The following is a 16,822-nucleotide window of genomic DNA, read 5'->3' as shown; positions in this document are numbered from 1 at the left end:
TCAGCTCCGCTGGATGCGCGGGTCGATGGCCGTCTGGAGGACGTCCACCAGCAGGTTGAGGCCGACGAAGAACAGCGCGAGCACCAGGATGGTGCCCTGCAGCAGCGGCAGGTCGCGCTGGAAGATCGCCGCGTTCAAGAGGAAGCCGGTGCCCGGCCAGGAGAACACCGTCTCGATCAGGATCGAGCCGCCGAGGAGATAGCCGAGCTGCAGGCCCATCACGGCAAGCGCGGTCGGGGCGGCGTTCTTCACGACATGGCCGAAAATGCCGAATTCCGAGAGCCCCTTGGCCCGCAGGGCCGGCACGAAGTCCTGCGACAGGATATCGGCGACGAGGGCGCGGATGGTGCGCGCGACAATGCCCATTGGAATGACGCTCATGGTGGCCGCGGGCAGAATGAGGTGGCGGATATGCTCCCAGTCCGGCCGCCATTCCGCCGAGCCGCCGGGCCCGGCGCCGGTCGGCGGCAGCAGGTTCAGTTGCGCGGAGAAGATGATCACCAGGACCATGCCGAGCCAGTAGTGCGGCACCGAGACACCGACAACCGACAGGAAGGAGGCGATCTTGTCGACCGCGCTGTTCCTGAAATAGCCGGCGACGAAACCGAACAGCAGGCCGAAGAAGAAGCCGATGAGCGTGGCGATGGCTGCGAGCAGCAGCGTGTTGCGTACCGCGCCGATGACCTCGCCCGAGACGGCGCGGCCGGTGGCGATCGAGGTTCCGAGATCGCCATGCAGGGCCCTGAGGCACCACTTGAAGAACTGCTCGTAATAGGGTCGGTCGAAACCGTAGGCCGCCATCATCTGTTGCTTCAGCGCGTCCGATGCGTCCGGCGGCAGCACCGACACCAGGGGATCGCCGGGTGCGATATGCACGAGGGCGAAGCAGACGAGCGATACGCCGATGACGATCGGGATCGTGTAGACCAGCCGCTTGGCCAGGTAGACGAGCATCGGTCGGACCTCATGCGCCGGGAAACCCCGCGCGCGGCCCGCGCCGGCCGCCCGCAGGGTTCATCCAGAGGAAACGCGGCGGGCCGCATCGGGCCGCCGCGTCGTGACGCGCGGGCGATCAGGAGCCGGCGCGGATGTCCATCGTCGCGATGTCGATGAACCAGGAGCGGGGCTGGACGACGCCGGTGACGCGCGGCGACAGGGCGCGCGGTCCGACATCGTGGGCGACCCACAGGAACGGCGCCTCTTCGACGAGGCGCTTGTGCAGCGCGGCCAGCGCATTGTCGCGGCCGGCGGCGTCGAAGGTGGTGCGGGCCGTATTGACCAGCGCGTCGAACTCGTCGGAGTTGAAGAAGCCCCAATTGTTCGAGGTCGGCGGATTGGCCTGGCGCGTCACGAAGCGGCCCATGGCGAAGAACGGATCCATGGCCGCGAAGGTGACGTTGATGGCGTTGGCGCCGCGGGCGCCGGCGGAGCCCGCGCCCTCGCGCCAGTTGGTGAAGACCGAGTTCCACTCGGCGACCTCGAGCTCGACGTTGAAGAAACATTCCTTCAGCGCCTGCTGCAGCCATTCGTTCATGACGATCGGCTGCATCTGGCCGGAGCCGGAGGCCGAGGTCAGCACCTTGACGGTGACCGGCCGTTGGGCCGAGAAGCCGGCTTCCTGCATCAGCCGGCGGGCGGCCGCGAGATCGTAGCGGATGTCGAAGGACGGATTGCCCCACCAGGGATGGCCGGGCGGAACCGTGCCCTTCGGCACTTCCATCTGGCCGTTCAGGAGTTCCTTCAATTCATCGCGGTTGATGCACAGATTGGCCGCGTGCCGCACCCGCCGGTCGGTCCAGGGCGAACCCTCGCGGAACGAGAACTGCCAGGGCCAGACATGCGGCTGGGCGTTCGAATAGATCTTGAAGCCGCGGCTGGTGATCTGCGGCACGGCGTCGGGCGAGGGCGCCTCGATCCAGTCCACCTGGCCGGCCAGCAGGGCGGCGGTGCGGGCATTGGGCTCGGGCAGCGGCAGCAGCACGACGCGATCGATCTTCGGCCGGCGTGCGGTATCCCAATAGTCGCGGTTGGCGACCATTTCGAAGCGTTCGCGCGGGACGAGGCGGACGCCGCGAAAGGCGCCGGTGCCCGAGGGATTGGCGGCGAACGCGGTCCATGCCGCCTGGGCGCGCTGGCGCGGGTCGGTGACGCCTGCCGGCACCTCGCCGAGCAGCTTCTGCCAATGGGCAGGGGAGGCCATGAACAGGTTGGTCAGATTGATGGGCAGGAACGAGTCCGGCGCCGAGGTGGTCAGCTCGACGGTGAGATCGTCAATGGCCCGCGCCGATCGCAGATTGGGCATGCGCGAGACCGTGACGCCCACCTGGCTCTGGTCGAAATGCGGCGCCGACTGGTCGAGCACCTTCTGGACGTTCCAGACCACGGCCGCGGCATTGAACGGCGAACCGTCATGGAATCTGACGCCGGGCCGCAGCTTGAAGACCCACTTGGTCTTGTCGTTGGCGTCGACGGCCCATTCGAGGGCGAGGCCGGGAATGATCACCGACGGGGCATCGGCCCGCGACAGGTCCCAGTTGACCAGAGCGTCGTAGATCGGGATGCCGGTGAAGCGGTTGCCTTCGAAGCCCTGGTCCGGCTGACCGTGGGTGCGTGGAATGTCCGCGGCGGTCATGCCGATGCGCAGCACCTTCTCCTGCGCGATGGCCGGTGCATTGGCCATGGCCCCCGCCAAGACCAGAACCGCGCCGGCAATGACGGCCGGCCGAATGGTGGACAGCATGCATTTCCTCCCTGATGCCCGTCTCATCGACGCTGGCAAGTGACGTGCCAGATGTCCGAAACGGCCCGTCTCGTGCGGGCCTGGATGCTTCGGTTTCATCGACCATCCGGCCCCATGCCGGTGGGAGGGGCATGCTGATCAATCCTTGAGCAGATTGATCGGAGCTGCAAGGCCGTTCTCGACGGCAGGATCGGGGCGCGCCGCTTTCACGCGGCCCTCCAACGCAGGGCGGGCTCGGCCGTGAAGGCTACCAGGCCCAGGGCACGGCGACGCCGCGGCCGGCAGCGCGGGCGCGCTCGAAGACCAGGCGGCCGACGGTCAGGTCCTGCAGGGCGAGGCCGGTCATGTCGAACACCGTGATGTCGCCGGGCGCCCGCTGGAACGCCATCTTGCCGGAGAGGATGTCGCCGAGCTCGATGGCGGATGTGGCGGGCGCCCACTGCATTTCGCCGATCGCCCGGGCCTGGACGCGGTCGTCGACGACGAGCCGGGCGCGGGCGAGCAGCCCTTCGGGCAGTTCGCGCTTGCCCGCGGTATCGGCGCCGACACAGGTCAGATGCGTGCCCGGCCGGACCGCATCCGTTTCGAACAGCGCCCCGGGGCCGGGCGTCGCCGTGATGACCAGATCGCTCACCGCCACGGCGCCGTTGCGGTCGCCGGTATGTGCGATGCGGCAGCGGCCGGCGAACAGCGCCTCGAAGCCGGGATCGGGCCGGCCATCGCCGGAGACGTAGGCGACCTCGGCGAGCGAGGGCATCAGGTCGAGGGCGAAGCGGAGCTGGATGCGTGCCTGCACGCCGGTGCCGAACACGACGGCGCTGCGGCTGTCGGGCCGGGCGAGACGGCGCAGCCCGAGGCCTCCGGCCGCGCCAGTGCGCAAGGTGGTCACGGCATTGCCGTCGATGATGGCGCGCGGCCGCCCGGTCGCCGGGTCGACCAGCACGATGGTCGCCTGGTGCGGCTCTCCGCCGCAGGCGCGGTTGGCCGGCCAGAAGCCGGCGGCCTTGAAACCGAGCAGGCCGGCATCCGGAACATCACCTGCCTTGATGCCGAAAATGCCGCCGCCCGGCAGCGCCTCGCGCACGACCGGGAAGACACGGCCGCGGCGTTCGGCATGCAGGATGAAAGCCTCTTCCACCGCGGCCGCCACGGCGTCCGGGGCGAGCAGGGTGTCGACGAGGCTGCCGTCGATCAGCAGGAGCTGCGCGGCGGCCCGATCCGCAGCGGCGGGCCTATCTTGCATCGACATAGACGGTCGCGCGCGAGACGCCGAGATGCGCCGCGACGATCTCCATCGAACGACGCACTTCGAGGCAGCCGGCCTCCTTCAGCTCGCGCATCAAGGCGCGGCGCTCGTCGGCCTTCAGGGTCCGCGGCGTCGAGGCGATGCGCGCGGCGAACGCGTCGATGCGTGCCCGGATGGCCTCGGCGCCGGCCGGATTGAGCGATTCCCGCGCGGGGCCGGTCTGGTCGACGCTGGCGAATTGTCCGAGCGCCGTCTGCAGGCTGCGGAACAGGCTGAGATCGATGTTGAGGCAGAGCGCCGCGACATATTGCCCGGTCGAATCCTTGATCCCGATCGATGTGCTCTTGGCCTGCCGCCCGTCGGCGAACTGGTTGGCATAATTGGCGATCACCTGCGGATAGTCGGGATCGGCGATGCGGGCGAGGCCGAGCTCGGTCGCGGGATCGCCGACCGCGCGGCCCGAGAGGTTGTTGTCGATGGCATAGATCGCGTGGCGCGGATCGCGCAGGTCATGCACGACCACCTCGCAGAAGGGCGCGAAGGTTTCGGCAAGGCCTGCCGCGACCTGCTTCAGTTCGGCGAGCAGCACAGCCTGTTCCCGCGTGGTCTTGTTCGCCTTGATCCCGGCCATGGCCGGCTCCTTCCTGTCCCGGCTCATGGCGCGGCCGCGCCGAACAGCTCGGAAATCAGGCCGGCGCTCTTGATGCCGGTGCCGGTCACGACGACGACGGTGCGCTCGCCGGCGCGGATGCTGCCACGGGCGACCAGATGATCGAGCGCGGCGGCGGCAGTCGCCGAGGTCGGTTCGACCATCAGGCCTTGGGCGGCGAGCCGCTTCAGCGCGGCAATGATCTCTCCCTCGGTGACGGCCACGGTGTCGCCGGCGGTCTCCTTCAGCGCGGCGATCATCTGGGCAAGGCGCAGCGGCGCCTTGATCGCCGTGCCCTCCGCGACCGTCTTTTCGACCGGCCGGGCGACCGGCGTGTCGACGCCCGCCCGGAAGCTCGCATCGACCGGCGAGCAGGCGAGCGGCTGGGCCGCGAACAGCCGTGGCATGCGGCCGATCTGCCCGGCGGCGAGCAGTTCCCTGAAGCCGATATGGCAGCCGAGCAGGCTGCTGCCGGCCCCCACCGGCACGATGACGTTGTCGGGCGCGCCGAAGCCGAAATCCTCCCAGATTTCATAAGCGAGCGACTTGGTGCCCTGCAGGAAGAAGGGCTGCCAGTTGTGGCTGGCATAGAAGAGCGCGTCCGACTGCCTGATCGCCTCGGCCTGCGATTCCTCGCGGGGACCCTCGACCAGCTGAACCTCGGCGCCATAGGCCCTGATCTGGGCGATCTTGGCGGGCGAGGCATAGGCGGGGGCGAGGACCTTGGTCCTCAGTCCGCCGGCGGCGCCATAGGCGGCGACCGAGGCGCCGCCATTGCCGGAACTGTCCTCCAGCACGGCGTCGACGCCGAGCTGGCGCAGCGCCGACAGCATGACGGTCGTGCCGCGATCCTTGAAGCTCGAGGTCGGGTTGAACCATTCAAGCTTGAAGAAGGGGCGCAGGTCGCCCCAGCTCCGCTCGACGAGCGGGGTCATGCCCTCGCCCATGGAGATCGGCCTGGCGATCTCGACCGGCAGGCTTGCCCGGTAGCGCCAGAGCGAGCGCGTGCCGCGTTCGATCTCGTCGCGGGTCAGGCCCCTGAGCTCCGTCATCATCAGCGGGTGACGGTCGTCCGAGCACCAGCGCGGCTGGTCGAGCGGATAGAGCGTTCCGTTGCGCGGGTCGATATAGGCGGGCTCTCGCATGGGTCAGGGCCTCTGGATCAGGACGGGTTCGGCGATATCCGCTGCGGCTGGCGGGTCGGTGTCGCCGGCACTGCGTCTGGCCGTGCCGCGCTGGCCATACCAGCCGGCAATGGCCATGGTGGCAACACCGTTGCCGATGACATTGGTGGCGGTGCGGGCCGAATCCATGATCCGGTCGATGCCGAGGATGAGCGCCAGGCCGGCGAGCGGAATGTCCGGGAACATCAGGAGCGAGGCGGCAAGCGTGACGAAGGCGCCGCCCGAGACGCCGGCTACGCCCTTGGAGGTGAGCAGGAAGACGAGCAGCAGGGACACCTGTTCGGCAAGGCCGAGCTGGATGCCGGCGGCCTGGGCGATGAACAGGGCGGCCAGGGTCATGTAGATCGACGAGCCGTCCAGGTTGAATGAGAAGCCGGCAGGTACGACGAAGCCGGTGACCTGCTTGCTGCAGCCGGCAGCCTCGAGCTTGCGCATCAGGCCGGGCAGGGCGGCTTCCGACGAGGTGGTGGTGAAGGCGATGATGATCTCCTCGCGGATCCGCACGAGGAAGGACCACAGGCCAAAGCCGGAGAGACGCGCGACGAGGCCGAACACGACCACGATGAACAGCGCGCAGCCGGCATAGACGAGGGCAATGAGCTTGGCCAGGGGCAGCAGCGAGGCGAGGCCGAACTTGCCGAGGGTGAAGGCGGCGGCGCCGAAGATGCCGATCGGCGCGACCTTCAGGATGAGGCCCATGACCTTGAAGACGAGCTCGGTCAGCACGGTCAGGTCGCGCACCACGGGCGCGGCTCTCTCGCCCAGCAGGTGCAGCCCGTAGCCGAACAGCAGCGAGACCAGGAGGACCTGCAGCATGATGCCGCCGGCCAGCGCATCGGGCACCGTCTTCGGAATGATGCCGAGCAGGAACTCGACCGTCGAAAGCGCCTTGCCGCCCTCGGCGATACGGGCGACGGCGGCGGCGCCGTCGGCCGGTAGCGTCAGCCCGAGGCCGGGCTGGAAGATATTGCCGAGGACCATGCCGAGCATCAGCGCGAGCGTGCTGACGATCTCGAAATAGACGATCGCCGCGATGCCGATCCGGCCGAGGCCGGCGCCGCGCTCCATCTGGGCGAGGCCGGTGACGATGGTGAGGAACACGATGAGCCCCGCGATCATCTTGATGAGCTTGACGAAGGCGGTCGCGAGCGGATTGAGCTGGGTGCCGATATCGGGCCAGAGCCAGCCGACCATGCCGCCCAGCACCAGGCCGAGCGCCATCTGGAAGGAGAGGCTGAAATAGAACGGCGTCCTGGCGCCGTCGGGCAGGGTCGTCGCGGTCATCTGTGGGTTCCCCTTCGGACAGGCGCCTCTTGTGAGGTCGTTGGAAGTCCTGCTGCGCGATGCGCGGCGAACGGGAATATACAGAAAATCTAAAATCAGACAATATGTATTGGAGCTGGCCGAGACGAAGCATCCGCCTCCTTCCCAATGGAGGGGCGGTCTTCACCACGTTTCAGTCAGGCGCGGCGCGAGGAGACTGTCGCAGGGGCGAGGGGAGCCGGCACTATCGGCCGCCCCCTAGATGGGCAGGGGCAGCGGTCCGCCGGCATCGAGCTCCGCGGCGCGGGCGATGCGCAGCGCCAGGGGATCGGCGAAGCGTCGCGCCACCACCTGGAGGCCGATCGGCAGGCCGCCCGCGGTCCGGGCGACCGGCACGGAGACCGCCGTCCATTCGAGATAGTTGACGAAGCGCGTGAGCGCGCCGGGCGCTGCCGTCTCGTCGACTTCGGCGATCGGGATGGCGGGGACGGCGGTGGTCGGCAGAATCAGCGCGTCGATCCCCTCGAGCGCGACATTCGCCGCGACGATGCGCTCGGCGCGCTGCTCGAGGCCGTTGAACAGGGCGGGGCCGGAAAGGCTGGCGCCGCCGCGGATGCGCGCCGCGACCGGCGCGCCGAGCGCCGGCGGGTCGCTGTCGGCGAAGGCGCCGTGGCGGCAATAGCCCTCGACCATCATCAGCTCGCCGCAGGCGGCGGTATAGGTCGCGAGCGTTTCCGGCAGCATGAGGCGGACGATGCGGGCGCCGGCCCGTTCCAGCCCGCGGGACGCGGTTTCGATCGCCGCGGCCACCTCGACATCCACGGCCATGTCGTGGTCGAGGCTGACAAGCCCGATGGTCAGGCCCTTCACGCCGGCTTCCAGGCCCGAGACGAGATCGAGGCCCGGCGCGCCGGCCGTCGCGGGATCGGCCGGATCGGAGCCGAGCATGGCCTGGCCCATGACCGCGGCGTCGCGCACGGTGCGCGCGATCGGCCCGATCGTGTCGAAAGCGAGTGCCAGTGGAACGACGCCGGACCGGCCGACGAGGCCGAACGAGGTCTTGTAGCCGACGGCGCCGCACCAGGCCGCCGGCAGGCGAACCGAGCCGCCCGTGTCGGTGCCGAAGGCGAGCGGCACCATGCCGGCGCCGACCGCGACGCCCGAGCCGGACGACGAGCCGCCCGGCACGCGCGGCACGGCGATGTCGTGGGGGTTGACCGGGGTGCCGGCCACCACATTGGTGCCCCAGCCGCCGAAGGCATATTCCACCGTATGGGTCTTGCCGATGACCACGGCGCCGGCGGCGCGCAGCCGCGCCACGGCGGCGGCATCGAAGCTTGCCGGCGGCAGGTGATCGCGCGTCGTGGAGCCGGCCCGGGTTTTCTGGCCGCCGACATCGATGATGTCCTTCACCGCCACCGGCACGCCATGCAGCGGACCGCGCCGGTGGCCGCGTGCCTGGAGCTGATCCAGCAGAGCGGCTTCGGCCCGCGCCTCCTCGGCCAGCACCAGGATGAAGGCGTGCAGCCGGTCGTTGTCGCGGGCGATATGGGCGAGCGCCGCGTCGATCACGGCGGCCGCCGTGGTCTTGCCGGCGGCGATGGCGTCGGCGGTGGCGGTCGCACCGAGCGCGGGCAGGGAGGCTGGGTCGGTCATCTAGACGGTCTCCAGGACGGGAAGGCCGAGGCGCTTGGCCACGATATCGGCAAGGGCGAGCGAGGCGGTGAGCCCCGGACTTTCGATGCCGAGCAGATTGACGAGGCCGGATATGCCGTGGGCCTCCGGACCATCCACGCGGAAGTCGGGCATCGGCGTGCCGGGCCCGTGCAGCTTCGGCCGGATGCCGGCATAGTCGGGCTGCAGGGCATCGTCGGGCAGGCCGGGCCAATAGCTGCGGATGGCCGCATAGAAGCCCGCGGCGCGCGCCGGGTCGACCACGAGGTCATGCTCGTTCTCGACCCACTCGACGTCGGGGCCGAAGCGGCAGCGGCCCTGCAGGTCGATGGTCGCGTGCACGCCGAGCCCCGCGGCATCGGGCATGGGATAGACCAGCCGGGAGAACGGCTGACGGCCGGTCAGGGCGAAATAATTGCCCTTCGCGTACCACTGCCGCGGAATCCAGTCGGCTGGAAAGTCCTTGAGGTCACGCAGGAATTTGGGCGCGAAATGGCCCGCTGCATTGACCAGCATGGGCGTGGCGATCTCGGCCGGTGCGGCCCCGCCGGTCTGCAGAACGATGCCGTTCGCGGCGATTTCGGCCGACAGGACAGGTGTTTCGAAGGCCACCATGCCGCCGGCATCTTCCAGGTCGCCCTGCAGCGCCAGCATCAGGCCGTGGCTGTCGACGATGCCGGTCGTGCCGGACATGAAGGCCTTGACGCAGGCCACTTCCGGTTCGATGGCGCGGACGTCCTCCGGCGTCATCCAGGCAAGGCCCGTGACGCCATTGGCATGGGCCTGGTCCCAGATCGCCCGGAGCTTCGGCAATTGCGAGGTTTCGGTCGCCACCATCAGCTTGCCGCAGTTTTCGGTGCTCACGCCCCGGTCGGCGGCATAGCGATAGAGAAGCTCCTTGCCGCGCAGGCAGGCGGCCGCCTTCAGCGATCCCGTCGGATAATAGAGCGCGGCATGGATCACTTCGCTGTTGCGCGAGGATGTGCCGGTTCCGATGGCGTCGGCGGCCTCGATGACCAGTGTCTCCCGGCCGGCGAGAGCAAGGCGGCGCGCAACGGCGAGGCCCACAACGCCGGCACCGATGACCACGGCATCGATCGAATAAGCTGTCATGGGCCGATACGCACCCCCGCAAACGGGCTCCTTGTTTAAGGGCCTTCGGCGGTGCGGGAAAGGGGGCTGGTCGCAAGGGTGGTCAACGGCCGGCAGGCGGTGGATACCAGTCCGCCGCACCGGCTCCGCATGCTCCGTGGCCCGGCTGACTGCCGCTTATCGGCGCCTGAAGCGCCAATCGGCCTGCCAAAAGAGCGCAGGATGCGCCAGCGCTATCGGACGATGGCGCGACGCCGGGCTATTCGCCGATCAGTTGCATGAGCGCGGTCGCAATCAGACCCCACAGGCCAATACTGGCAAGCAGAGCAATGCGCCAAGTCCCTGCGGGCTTCTCGAACGTTATCTCACGATCGACGCGCGCAGCCTGCCAATAAAGTCTCTGGCCTTGCATGATCGTTCACCGCCGCTGTGAACCACGGGACAAAGCTTAATACACAAATCGCATTTGTCCATAGTCTGTCATTCGGCTGACAAGCATCGTCGTTAACGGTGGACGGTTCACCGCCAGCGGCGATGCAGCCAGAGCCACTGTTCGGGATGGTCCCGCACCCAGGATTCGACGACGTCGGTCATCACCTGCATGGCGCCCTTGACGTCGATCCGGCCATCGGCGTCCCGCGGCAGGACGAGCTCCTCGGTCGCCTCCAGCCGGAACCGGTTGCCGGGCAGGCGGATCACCCGAGCGCCGTGGACCGGGCAGTCGAATTCGCGGGCGAGCTTGGCGGCGGTGGGATTGGCCTTGGCCGGGCGCCCGAAAAAGGTGACGTCGACGCCGCGCGCCAGGTGCTGGTCGATCAGCATGCCGATATGGTTGTTGCGCTCCAGCTCGCGGGCAAGCTGCAGCACGCCGGCGCCGCCGGAGGCGACCATCTTGCCCATGGTCCGGCCGCGGATCTTGGCGATCGCCCGCGCCACGAAGCGATTGTTGGGCATACGATAGAGCGCGGTGGTGTCGAGCCCATGGGCGGCCGCGGCCACCGCCGGCATCTCCCAGTTGGCGAGATGGGCGGCGAAGAAGATCGCCGGCTTGCCGTCGTCGCGCAGCCGTTCATAAAGCGGCACGTCGTCGGTGATGATGCGACCCTGGTTCGGCTTCGCCACGTCGAAGTCCCAGAGGTCGTCCATGCAGGCGTATTCGCAGGCGGTGCGGCCGAGATTTTCCCAGACGCCGCGCAGGATCGCCTGGATCTCGGCCTCGGACTTCTCGGGAAAGGCGGCCTTCAGATTGGCGTAGCCGGTGCGGTTCGCCTTGATGAACCGGCCGATGCGCGGCGCCACGAAGGCGCCGAGATCGCTCGCCCGGTCCGGGCCGAGCGAACGGACGAGGCGCAGCCCGACGAGCACGAGAACGCCCACCACCCAGTCGAGCGGCAGCATGGCCCAGGGGTAGTTGTGGCGGATCCAGCGAACCAAGGGACCGGCCGCGCTTAGATCTGGACGAGGATCTTGCCGAAGACCCGGCGGCTCTCCAGCCGATCGAGCGCCTCCTGGAACCGGTCCATCGGCAATTCCGTATCGATGACCGGCGAGACGCCGTCGGCGATCCGCTTCAGGCCGTCGGCGATCGCCCGGATCGGCGCGCCGAACGAACCGAGAATCTTGTACTGCTGCTGGAACAGCTGCATCAGGTTCATCTGGACGGTGGCGCCCGAGGTGGCGCCGCAGGTCGCCAGCCGGCCGCCGCGCTTCATGCACAGGAGCGAGCCGTTCCAGGTATCGGCGCCGGTATGCTCGAACACGACGTCGACGCCCTTCTTCTTGGTGATCTTGCGCACGACGCCTTCGAAGCGCTCGGTGCGGTAGTTGATCACGTGGTCGGCGCCGATGGCGCGCGCCTTCTCGGCCTTTTCGTCATCGCCGACGGTCGTGATGACGGTGCAGCCGAGCGCCTTGGCCACCTTGATGGCCACGGTGCCGATGCCGGAGCCGCCGGCCTGGACCAGCACGGTTTCGCCGGGCTGGAGCTTGCAGTTGTCGAACAGCATGTGCTCGACGGTCGAGAAGGTGATCGGGGCGGTTGCGGCATCGGTCAGCGAAACGCCGGCGGGAACCGGCACGACCAGCCGCTCTTCCATGGTGACGTATTCGCAGGCGAAGCCATCGATATGGAAACCCATGACGCCGCCGACATTCTCGCAGAGATTGTCGCGGTTCGACCGGCAGTAGACGCAGGTGCCGCAGGTCTTGGCACCGAACATGGCGACCTTGTCGCCAGCCTTGAAGCGGGTGACCCCGGCCCCGACGGCGTCGATCGTGCCGGAGGCCTCCGCGCCCACCACCAGCGGCATCTTCCGCTTGGCGAAGGCCATGCCGCGAAAGCCCCAGACGTCGATGTGATTCAGCGCGACGGCGGCGATCCTGATACGGACCTCGCCTGCCGCGGGGGCCGGCGCGTCCTCGATCTCTTCCAGGCGGAGGTCGCGGTCACCATGGAGACGGAGCGCGCGCATCGGATTCTCCTTGAGGTCCGGTTTGGCTTTCGGGAGCGCAGCGCGCTCTGTGAAAAACGAGTGGCGCTGCCTAAAGGGCAGGACGGGCCTCGTCAACTCGCCGGGGCCCGAGGGCGGGGCGGCCGGCGTCAACGCGGGCGCTGCCGTGGCTCGGCAGGTATGCCCGGGCGGCGCTGCCAGCGGCCCGGAGAGGCGAGGGTTAACGCGAACTTACCCCCGTCGGTCGGGAATGCGGAGGGTTGATGACTTGCGACGGCTCCTCTATAGCAGGCCCGAAGCCTAAACGATGCCCCTCGCGGGCACCCGCCTCCTATTGTCTCGCATCTATTCGCCGGATGGCGGCCCGCACGGAGACCCTCAATAATGTCGTCCACCTTCGAAACCGTCTCGAAGATCATCTCGGAAACCTGCGACATTCCGCTGGAGAAGATCACGCCGGAAAGCCATGCGATCGATGATCTCGGCATCGATTCGCTCGACTTCCTCGATATCGCCTTCGCGATCGACAAGGCGTTCGGGATCAAGCTGCCGCTCGAGAAGTGGACGCAGGAGGTGAACGAGGGCAAGGCGAAGACCGAGGACTATTTCGTGCTCGGTGCGCTGTGCACGAAGATCGACGAACTGGTCGCCGCCAAGACGGCGTGACGCCGTCGCGCGCCTGACGTCGCCGGGGCCCTCACTCGTTTCGGGGCTTTGCTTCGTTCATCGGTCCGGGCCCTGTCGAGTGCGGTCCCGCTGACGGGAGGTCCGCGTTCCATGCGGCTCGAATATTTCCAGATGATCACGCGCGTCCTGTCGTTCGACGCGCAGGCGAAGACTTTGACGGCAGCGGCCGACGTGCCCGCGGAGAGCCCGGTTTTCGAAGGGCATTTCCCCGGCTACCCGCTGCTGCCGGGCGTCCTGATGATCGAGGCCATGGCCCAGACCTCGGGCTGGCTGATTCTCGGCCTGAACAAGCTGACCGCCATGCCGTTCCTGGTCGGCACCAATTCGGCCAAGATGCGCGATTTCGTGCAGCCCTCGACGCCGCTCGAAGTGACCGCCCAGCTGATCGGCGACGGCTCCGGCTATGCGGTGACCAAGGCCTTCATTACCCGCCAGGGCAAGAAGGTCGCGGAAGCCGAGATCAAGTTTGCGGTGAAGACCTTCCCAGATCCAAAATTCGCCCTGATGATCCGCGAATGGGGCGAGCGCCTCGAGTTCCCGTTCGAAAAGCTCGAAGCGGCCTGACAACAATGCGATAAATGAGGAGTGCTTGATGTCGATTGCCCGGGAACGCGAGGCCTGGATCACCGGGATCGGCCTTGTCACGGCGCTCGGCGAGGGGCTCGATGCGCATTGGGCCGCCCTTGGCGGGGATAAGGACGCCTGGCTGAAGGTCGATTCGTCCACCTACGCGCCCTATCACGTGCATCCGGCGGTCGCCATCGACGTCGTCAAGCAGATCCCCGACCGGGGCGACCGGCGGCAGATGGAGGCCTGGCAGCGGCTCGGCACCTATGCGGCGGGCCTGGCGCTCGACGATGCCGGCGTGAAGGGCGACAAGGCGCTCCTGTCCAGCATGCACATGGTCGTCGCCGCCGGCGGCGGCGAGCGCGACTATGCGGTCGACGGCCAGGTGCTGACCGGTCTCGAAGCATCCAATGCGCCCGGGGCCTTCCTCAACGAGCGCCTCATGAACGATCTGAGGCCGACCCTGTTCCTGGCCCAGCTCTCCAACCTGCTGGCCGGCAATATTTCGATCGTCCATGGGGTGGTCGGCTCCTCGCGCACCCTGATGGGCGAGGAAATGGCCGGGGTCGACGCCGTGCGCGTCGCGCTGGCGCGCTGCCATGCCGGCCAGGGCGACCTGTTCCTGGTCGGAGGCGCCTATTCCGCCGAGCGGCCGGACACGATCCTGCATTTCGAGCTCGGCCACATGAACTGGACCAAGCCCTGGGCGCCGGTCTGGGAGCGCCAGAACGAGGGCGGCGGCACCATTCTCGGCTCGGTCGGCGCGTTCCTGGTGATCGAGGCGCGCGAGCATGCAGAGAAGCGTGGGGCCAAGCCGATCGCCAAGCTGACGACGGTCACGTCCGACCGCACGGCGCGCAAGCCGGGACAGGCCGAACATTCCCTGGCGGTGCAATGGAACGCCATCTCGCCCCAGCTGGTGCCGGGCGCGACCGTGGTGGTTTCCGGCAGCACCGGCGTCGCCGGCCCGGTCGCCATCGAGCGCGACCTCCTCGATCAGCGCCGAGTGCCGACCCGCGCCACCGGCTCGGTGATCGGCCACAGCGTGGAAGCGACCTTCCCGGCCAATATCGCGCTCGCCGCCATGATGGTGGCGCGCGGCGAAGCCGTGCCGCCGGTCGGCGGGTCGCCGACCGAAGCGGCCATGACACGCAAGGTGAAGCAGGCGGTGGTAACCTCGGTCGGCCATTGGCGCGGCGAGGGCCTCGGCCTCGTGGAAGCGATCTGAGGGAGACCGGCATGGCTGGCGCGGCGAAGGACAAGCATGGGCGTCCCGTGGTGGTGGTGACCGGCATGGGCGTGGTCACCTCGCTCGGACAGGGCAAGGAGGACAACTGGGCCAAGCTGACGGCCGGCGTGTCCGGCATCCATCGGCTGACCCGCTTTCCGGTCGACGGCCTCAGGACGACGATCGGTGGCACGGTGGATTTCGTGCCGTTCGACAACGCTCCCGACCTGACGACCAAAATGGCCGCCCTGGCGGCCGATGAAGCCGTCGCGGAGGCGGGCCTCGGCGCGGATGGCGATTTCCCCGGTCCGCTGTTCCTCGGCATGCCGCCGGTGGAGCTCGAATGGCCGCAGCGGCAGGAACTCGCCCGCGCCGGCGGGCGGCCCGAGGCGGTCACCTATGGCGAGCTGCTCAAGGGCGCGGCGGCCAAGGACTTTTCGGCGATGCAGACGCGCTTCCTGTTCGGTTCGGTGAGCGACGAGCTGGCCGACCGCTTCGGCACCAAGGGCGCGCCGATTTCCGTGTCGACCGCCTGCGCCACCGGCGCGACCGCCATTCAGCTCGCCGTCGAGGCGATCCGGCGCGGCGAGACCGACGCCGCGCTGGTGATCGGCGCCGACGGCTCGGCCAACCAGGAATCGCTGGTGCGCTTCTCGCTGCTCTCGGCGCTCTCGACCCGCAATGAGAAGCCCGAGGCGGCGGCCCGGCCGTTCTCGCGCGACCGCGACGGCTTCGTCATGGCGGAAGGCGCGGGCGCCCTGGTGCTCGAATCCTATGATCACGCCAAGGCGCGTGGCGCCAGGATCCTCGGCGTCGTGGAAGGCTGCGGCGAGATGGCCGATTCGTTCCACCGCACCCGCTCGAGCCCGGACGGCGCGCCCATCATCGGCTGCATCCGCAATGCGCTCGACGATGCCGGGGTCACCCCGGCGGATGTCCAATATGTCAATGCGCACGGCACCTCGACGCCGGAGAACGACAAGATGGAATATGTCGGGCTCTCGGCGGTGTTCGGCGATCACCTCAAATCCATCGCGGTCTCCTCGAACAAGTCGATGATCGGCCATACGCTGTCGGCAGCCGGCGCGATCGAGGCGGTGTTCACGCTGATGACCATCGGCCGCGGCGTCATTCCGCCGACCATCAACTACGGCGAGGCCGATCCCTCGATCGATCTCGACGTGGTGCCGAACGTGGCGCGCAAGGCCGAAGTGACCAGGGCGATCTCCAATTCCTTCGGTTTCGGCGGACAGAACGTCTGCCTGGTGCTGGCGAAGGAACCGGCGTGATGGGACGCGTCCTGGTCACCGGCGGCGCCAAGGGCATGGGGGCGGCGATCGTCCGCGCCCTCGCCGAGGCCGGGCACGACGTCACCTTCACGGTCCGTTCCTCGGGAGAGGCGGCCGAGGCCCTTGCCGCCGAGATTCGCGCGGCGCATCCGGGCCGCGATGTCGCGATCCGCAGCGTCGACCTGGCCGACAAGCAGGCGGTCGAGGATTTTGCCGCCGAGCTCGCCGAGCAGGACGCCTATTACGGGCTCGTCCACAATGCCGGCCAGCCCTATGACCAGCTCGCCGCGGTCATGGACCAGGGCAAGGCCGAGACGGTGATGCAGATCAATTTCTTCGCCTTCACCCGGCTCGTCTCCGCGCTGGTCCGGCCGATGATGCGTGCCCGTTCCGGCCGGATCGTCGCGATCGGGTCGGTCACCGCCGAGCGCTCCAACCAGGGCAACGCCGCCTACGGCGCCTCGAAGGCGGCGCTCGCGGCCTATTGCCGGACGCTCGCCATCGAAAGCGCCAAGCGCGGCGTGAGCGTCAATATCGTCGCTCCTGGCTTCGTCGACACCGATATGATGGCGAAATATGCCGATTATCGCGACAAGATGGAGAGCCAGATCCCGGCTGGCCGGTTTGCCCGGCCGGAGGAGATCGGCGGCCTCGTGGCCTATCTCATGTCGCCGCTGGCCGGCTACCTGACCGGGGCCACCCTGACCATGGACGGTGGACTGACGGCATCCATGGGATTGTCGCGCTGACGGG

The 16,822-nt window shown here is 68.4% G+C and carries 15 protein-coding genes; 5 read left to right on the top strand and 10 right to left on the bottom strand.

Annotated features, from left to right (window positions below):
* From OZ671_RS25475 to OZ671_RS25430, 10 genes are all read right to left on the bottom strand, one after another.
* Positions 1–954: an ABC transporter permease gene (locus OZ671_RS25475; protein WP_268863313.1), complete on the bottom strand. Its 954-nt coding sequence runs from the start codon at positions 952–954 to the stop codon at positions 1–3.
* A gap of 118 nt (positions 955–1,072) precedes the next feature.
* Entirely contained in the window at positions 1,073–2,740 is a 1,668-nt protein-coding gene (locus OZ671_RS25470) for an ABC transporter substrate-binding protein (RefSeq protein WP_268863312.1), read from the bottom strand.
* A 247-nt stretch (positions 2,741–2,987) separates the two neighbouring features.
* Entirely contained in the window at positions 2,988–3,989 is a 1,002-nt protein-coding gene (locus OZ671_RS25465) for an ornithine cyclodeaminase family protein (protein WP_268863311.1), read from the bottom strand.
* Positions 3,973–4,617, bottom strand: coding sequence for a helix-turn-helix transcriptional regulator (locus OZ671_RS25460; RefSeq protein ID WP_268863310.1), 645 nt, complete (start codon positions 4,615–4,617; stop codon positions 3,973–3,975). The genes OZ671_RS25465 and OZ671_RS25460 overlap by 17 nt, the downstream gene beginning before the upstream one ends.
* A 23-nt stretch (positions 4,618–4,640) precedes the next feature.
* On the bottom strand, positions 4,641–5,780 hold the full coding sequence (locus OZ671_RS25455) for a threonine synthase (protein ID WP_268863309.1): 1,140 nt from the start codon (positions 5,778–5,780) through the stop codon (positions 4,641–4,643).
* Between the two features lie 3 nt (positions 5,781–5,783).
* On the bottom strand, positions 5,784–7,103 hold the full coding sequence (locus OZ671_RS25450) for a cation:dicarboxylate symporter family transporter (RefSeq protein WP_268863308.1): 1,320 nt from the start codon (positions 7,101–7,103) through the stop codon (positions 5,784–5,786).
* A 237-nt stretch (positions 7,104–7,340) separates the two neighbouring features.
* On the bottom strand, positions 7,341–8,738 hold the full coding sequence (locus OZ671_RS25445) for an amidase (RefSeq protein ID WP_268863307.1): 1,398 nt from the start codon (positions 8,736–8,738) through the stop codon (positions 7,341–7,343).
* The gene (locus OZ671_RS25440; RefSeq protein WP_268863306.1) at positions 8,739–9,869 is read right to left on the bottom strand and encodes an NAD(P)/FAD-dependent oxidoreductase; all 1,131 of its coding nucleotides are present in this window, start codon (positions 9,867–9,869) and stop codon (positions 8,739–8,741) included. It lies immediately after the preceding gene.
* A gap of 498 nt (positions 9,870–10,367) precedes the next feature.
* On the bottom strand, positions 10,368–11,282 hold the full coding sequence (locus OZ671_RS25435; protein ID WP_268863305.1) for a lipid A biosynthesis lauroyl acyltransferase: 915 nt from the start codon (positions 11,280–11,282) through the stop codon (positions 10,368–10,370).
* Between the two features lie 14 nt (positions 11,283–11,296).
* Positions 11,297–12,319 carry a zinc-binding dehydrogenase gene (locus OZ671_RS25430; RefSeq protein WP_268863304.1) on the bottom strand — a complete coding sequence of 341 codons (1,023 nt, stop codon included), beginning with the start codon at positions 12,317–12,319 and terminating at the stop codon, positions 11,297–11,299.
* A 363-nt stretch (positions 12,320–12,682) separates the two neighbouring features.
* Here OZ671_RS25430 and OZ671_RS25425 point away from each other — a divergent pair, with 363 nt between their 5' ends.
* From OZ671_RS25425 to OZ671_RS25405, 5 genes are all read left to right on the top strand, one after another.
* Entirely contained in the window at positions 12,683–12,964 is a 282-nt protein-coding gene (locus OZ671_RS25425; protein ID WP_038306655.1) for an acyl carrier protein, read from the top strand.
* A gap of 111 nt (positions 12,965–13,075) precedes the next feature.
* Positions 13,076–13,549, top strand: coding sequence for a 3-hydroxyacyl-ACP dehydratase FabZ family protein (locus OZ671_RS25420; protein ID WP_268863303.1), 474 nt, complete (start codon positions 13,076–13,078; stop codon positions 13,547–13,549).
* Positions 13,550–13,577: 28 nt separating this feature from the next.
* Positions 13,578–14,780 carry a beta-ketoacyl-ACP synthase gene (locus OZ671_RS25415; RefSeq protein WP_268863302.1) on the top strand — a complete coding sequence of 401 codons (1,203 nt, stop codon included), beginning with the start codon at positions 13,578–13,580 and terminating at the stop codon, positions 14,778–14,780.
* A gap of 11 nt (positions 14,781–14,791) precedes the next feature.
* On the top strand, positions 14,792–16,069 hold the full coding sequence (locus tag OZ671_RS25410) for a beta-ketoacyl-ACP synthase (protein WP_268863301.1): 1,278 nt from the start codon (positions 14,792–14,794) through the stop codon (positions 16,067–16,069).
* Entirely contained in the window at positions 16,069–16,818 is a 750-nt protein-coding gene (locus OZ671_RS25405; protein ID WP_038306647.1) for an SDR family oxidoreductase, read from the top strand. The genes OZ671_RS25410 and OZ671_RS25405 overlap by 1 nt, the downstream gene beginning before the upstream one ends.
* Positions 16,819–16,822 lie beyond the last annotated feature (4 nt).

The sequence above is a fragment of the Phreatobacter sp. AB_2022a genome, from assembly GCF_026847585.1.
Lineage (GTDB): Bacteria > Pseudomonadota > Alphaproteobacteria > Rhizobiales > Phreatobacteraceae > Phreatobacter.
Note: the sequence above shows the minus strand (reverse complement) of the source record. Positions and strands in the feature narration are given on the sequence as shown.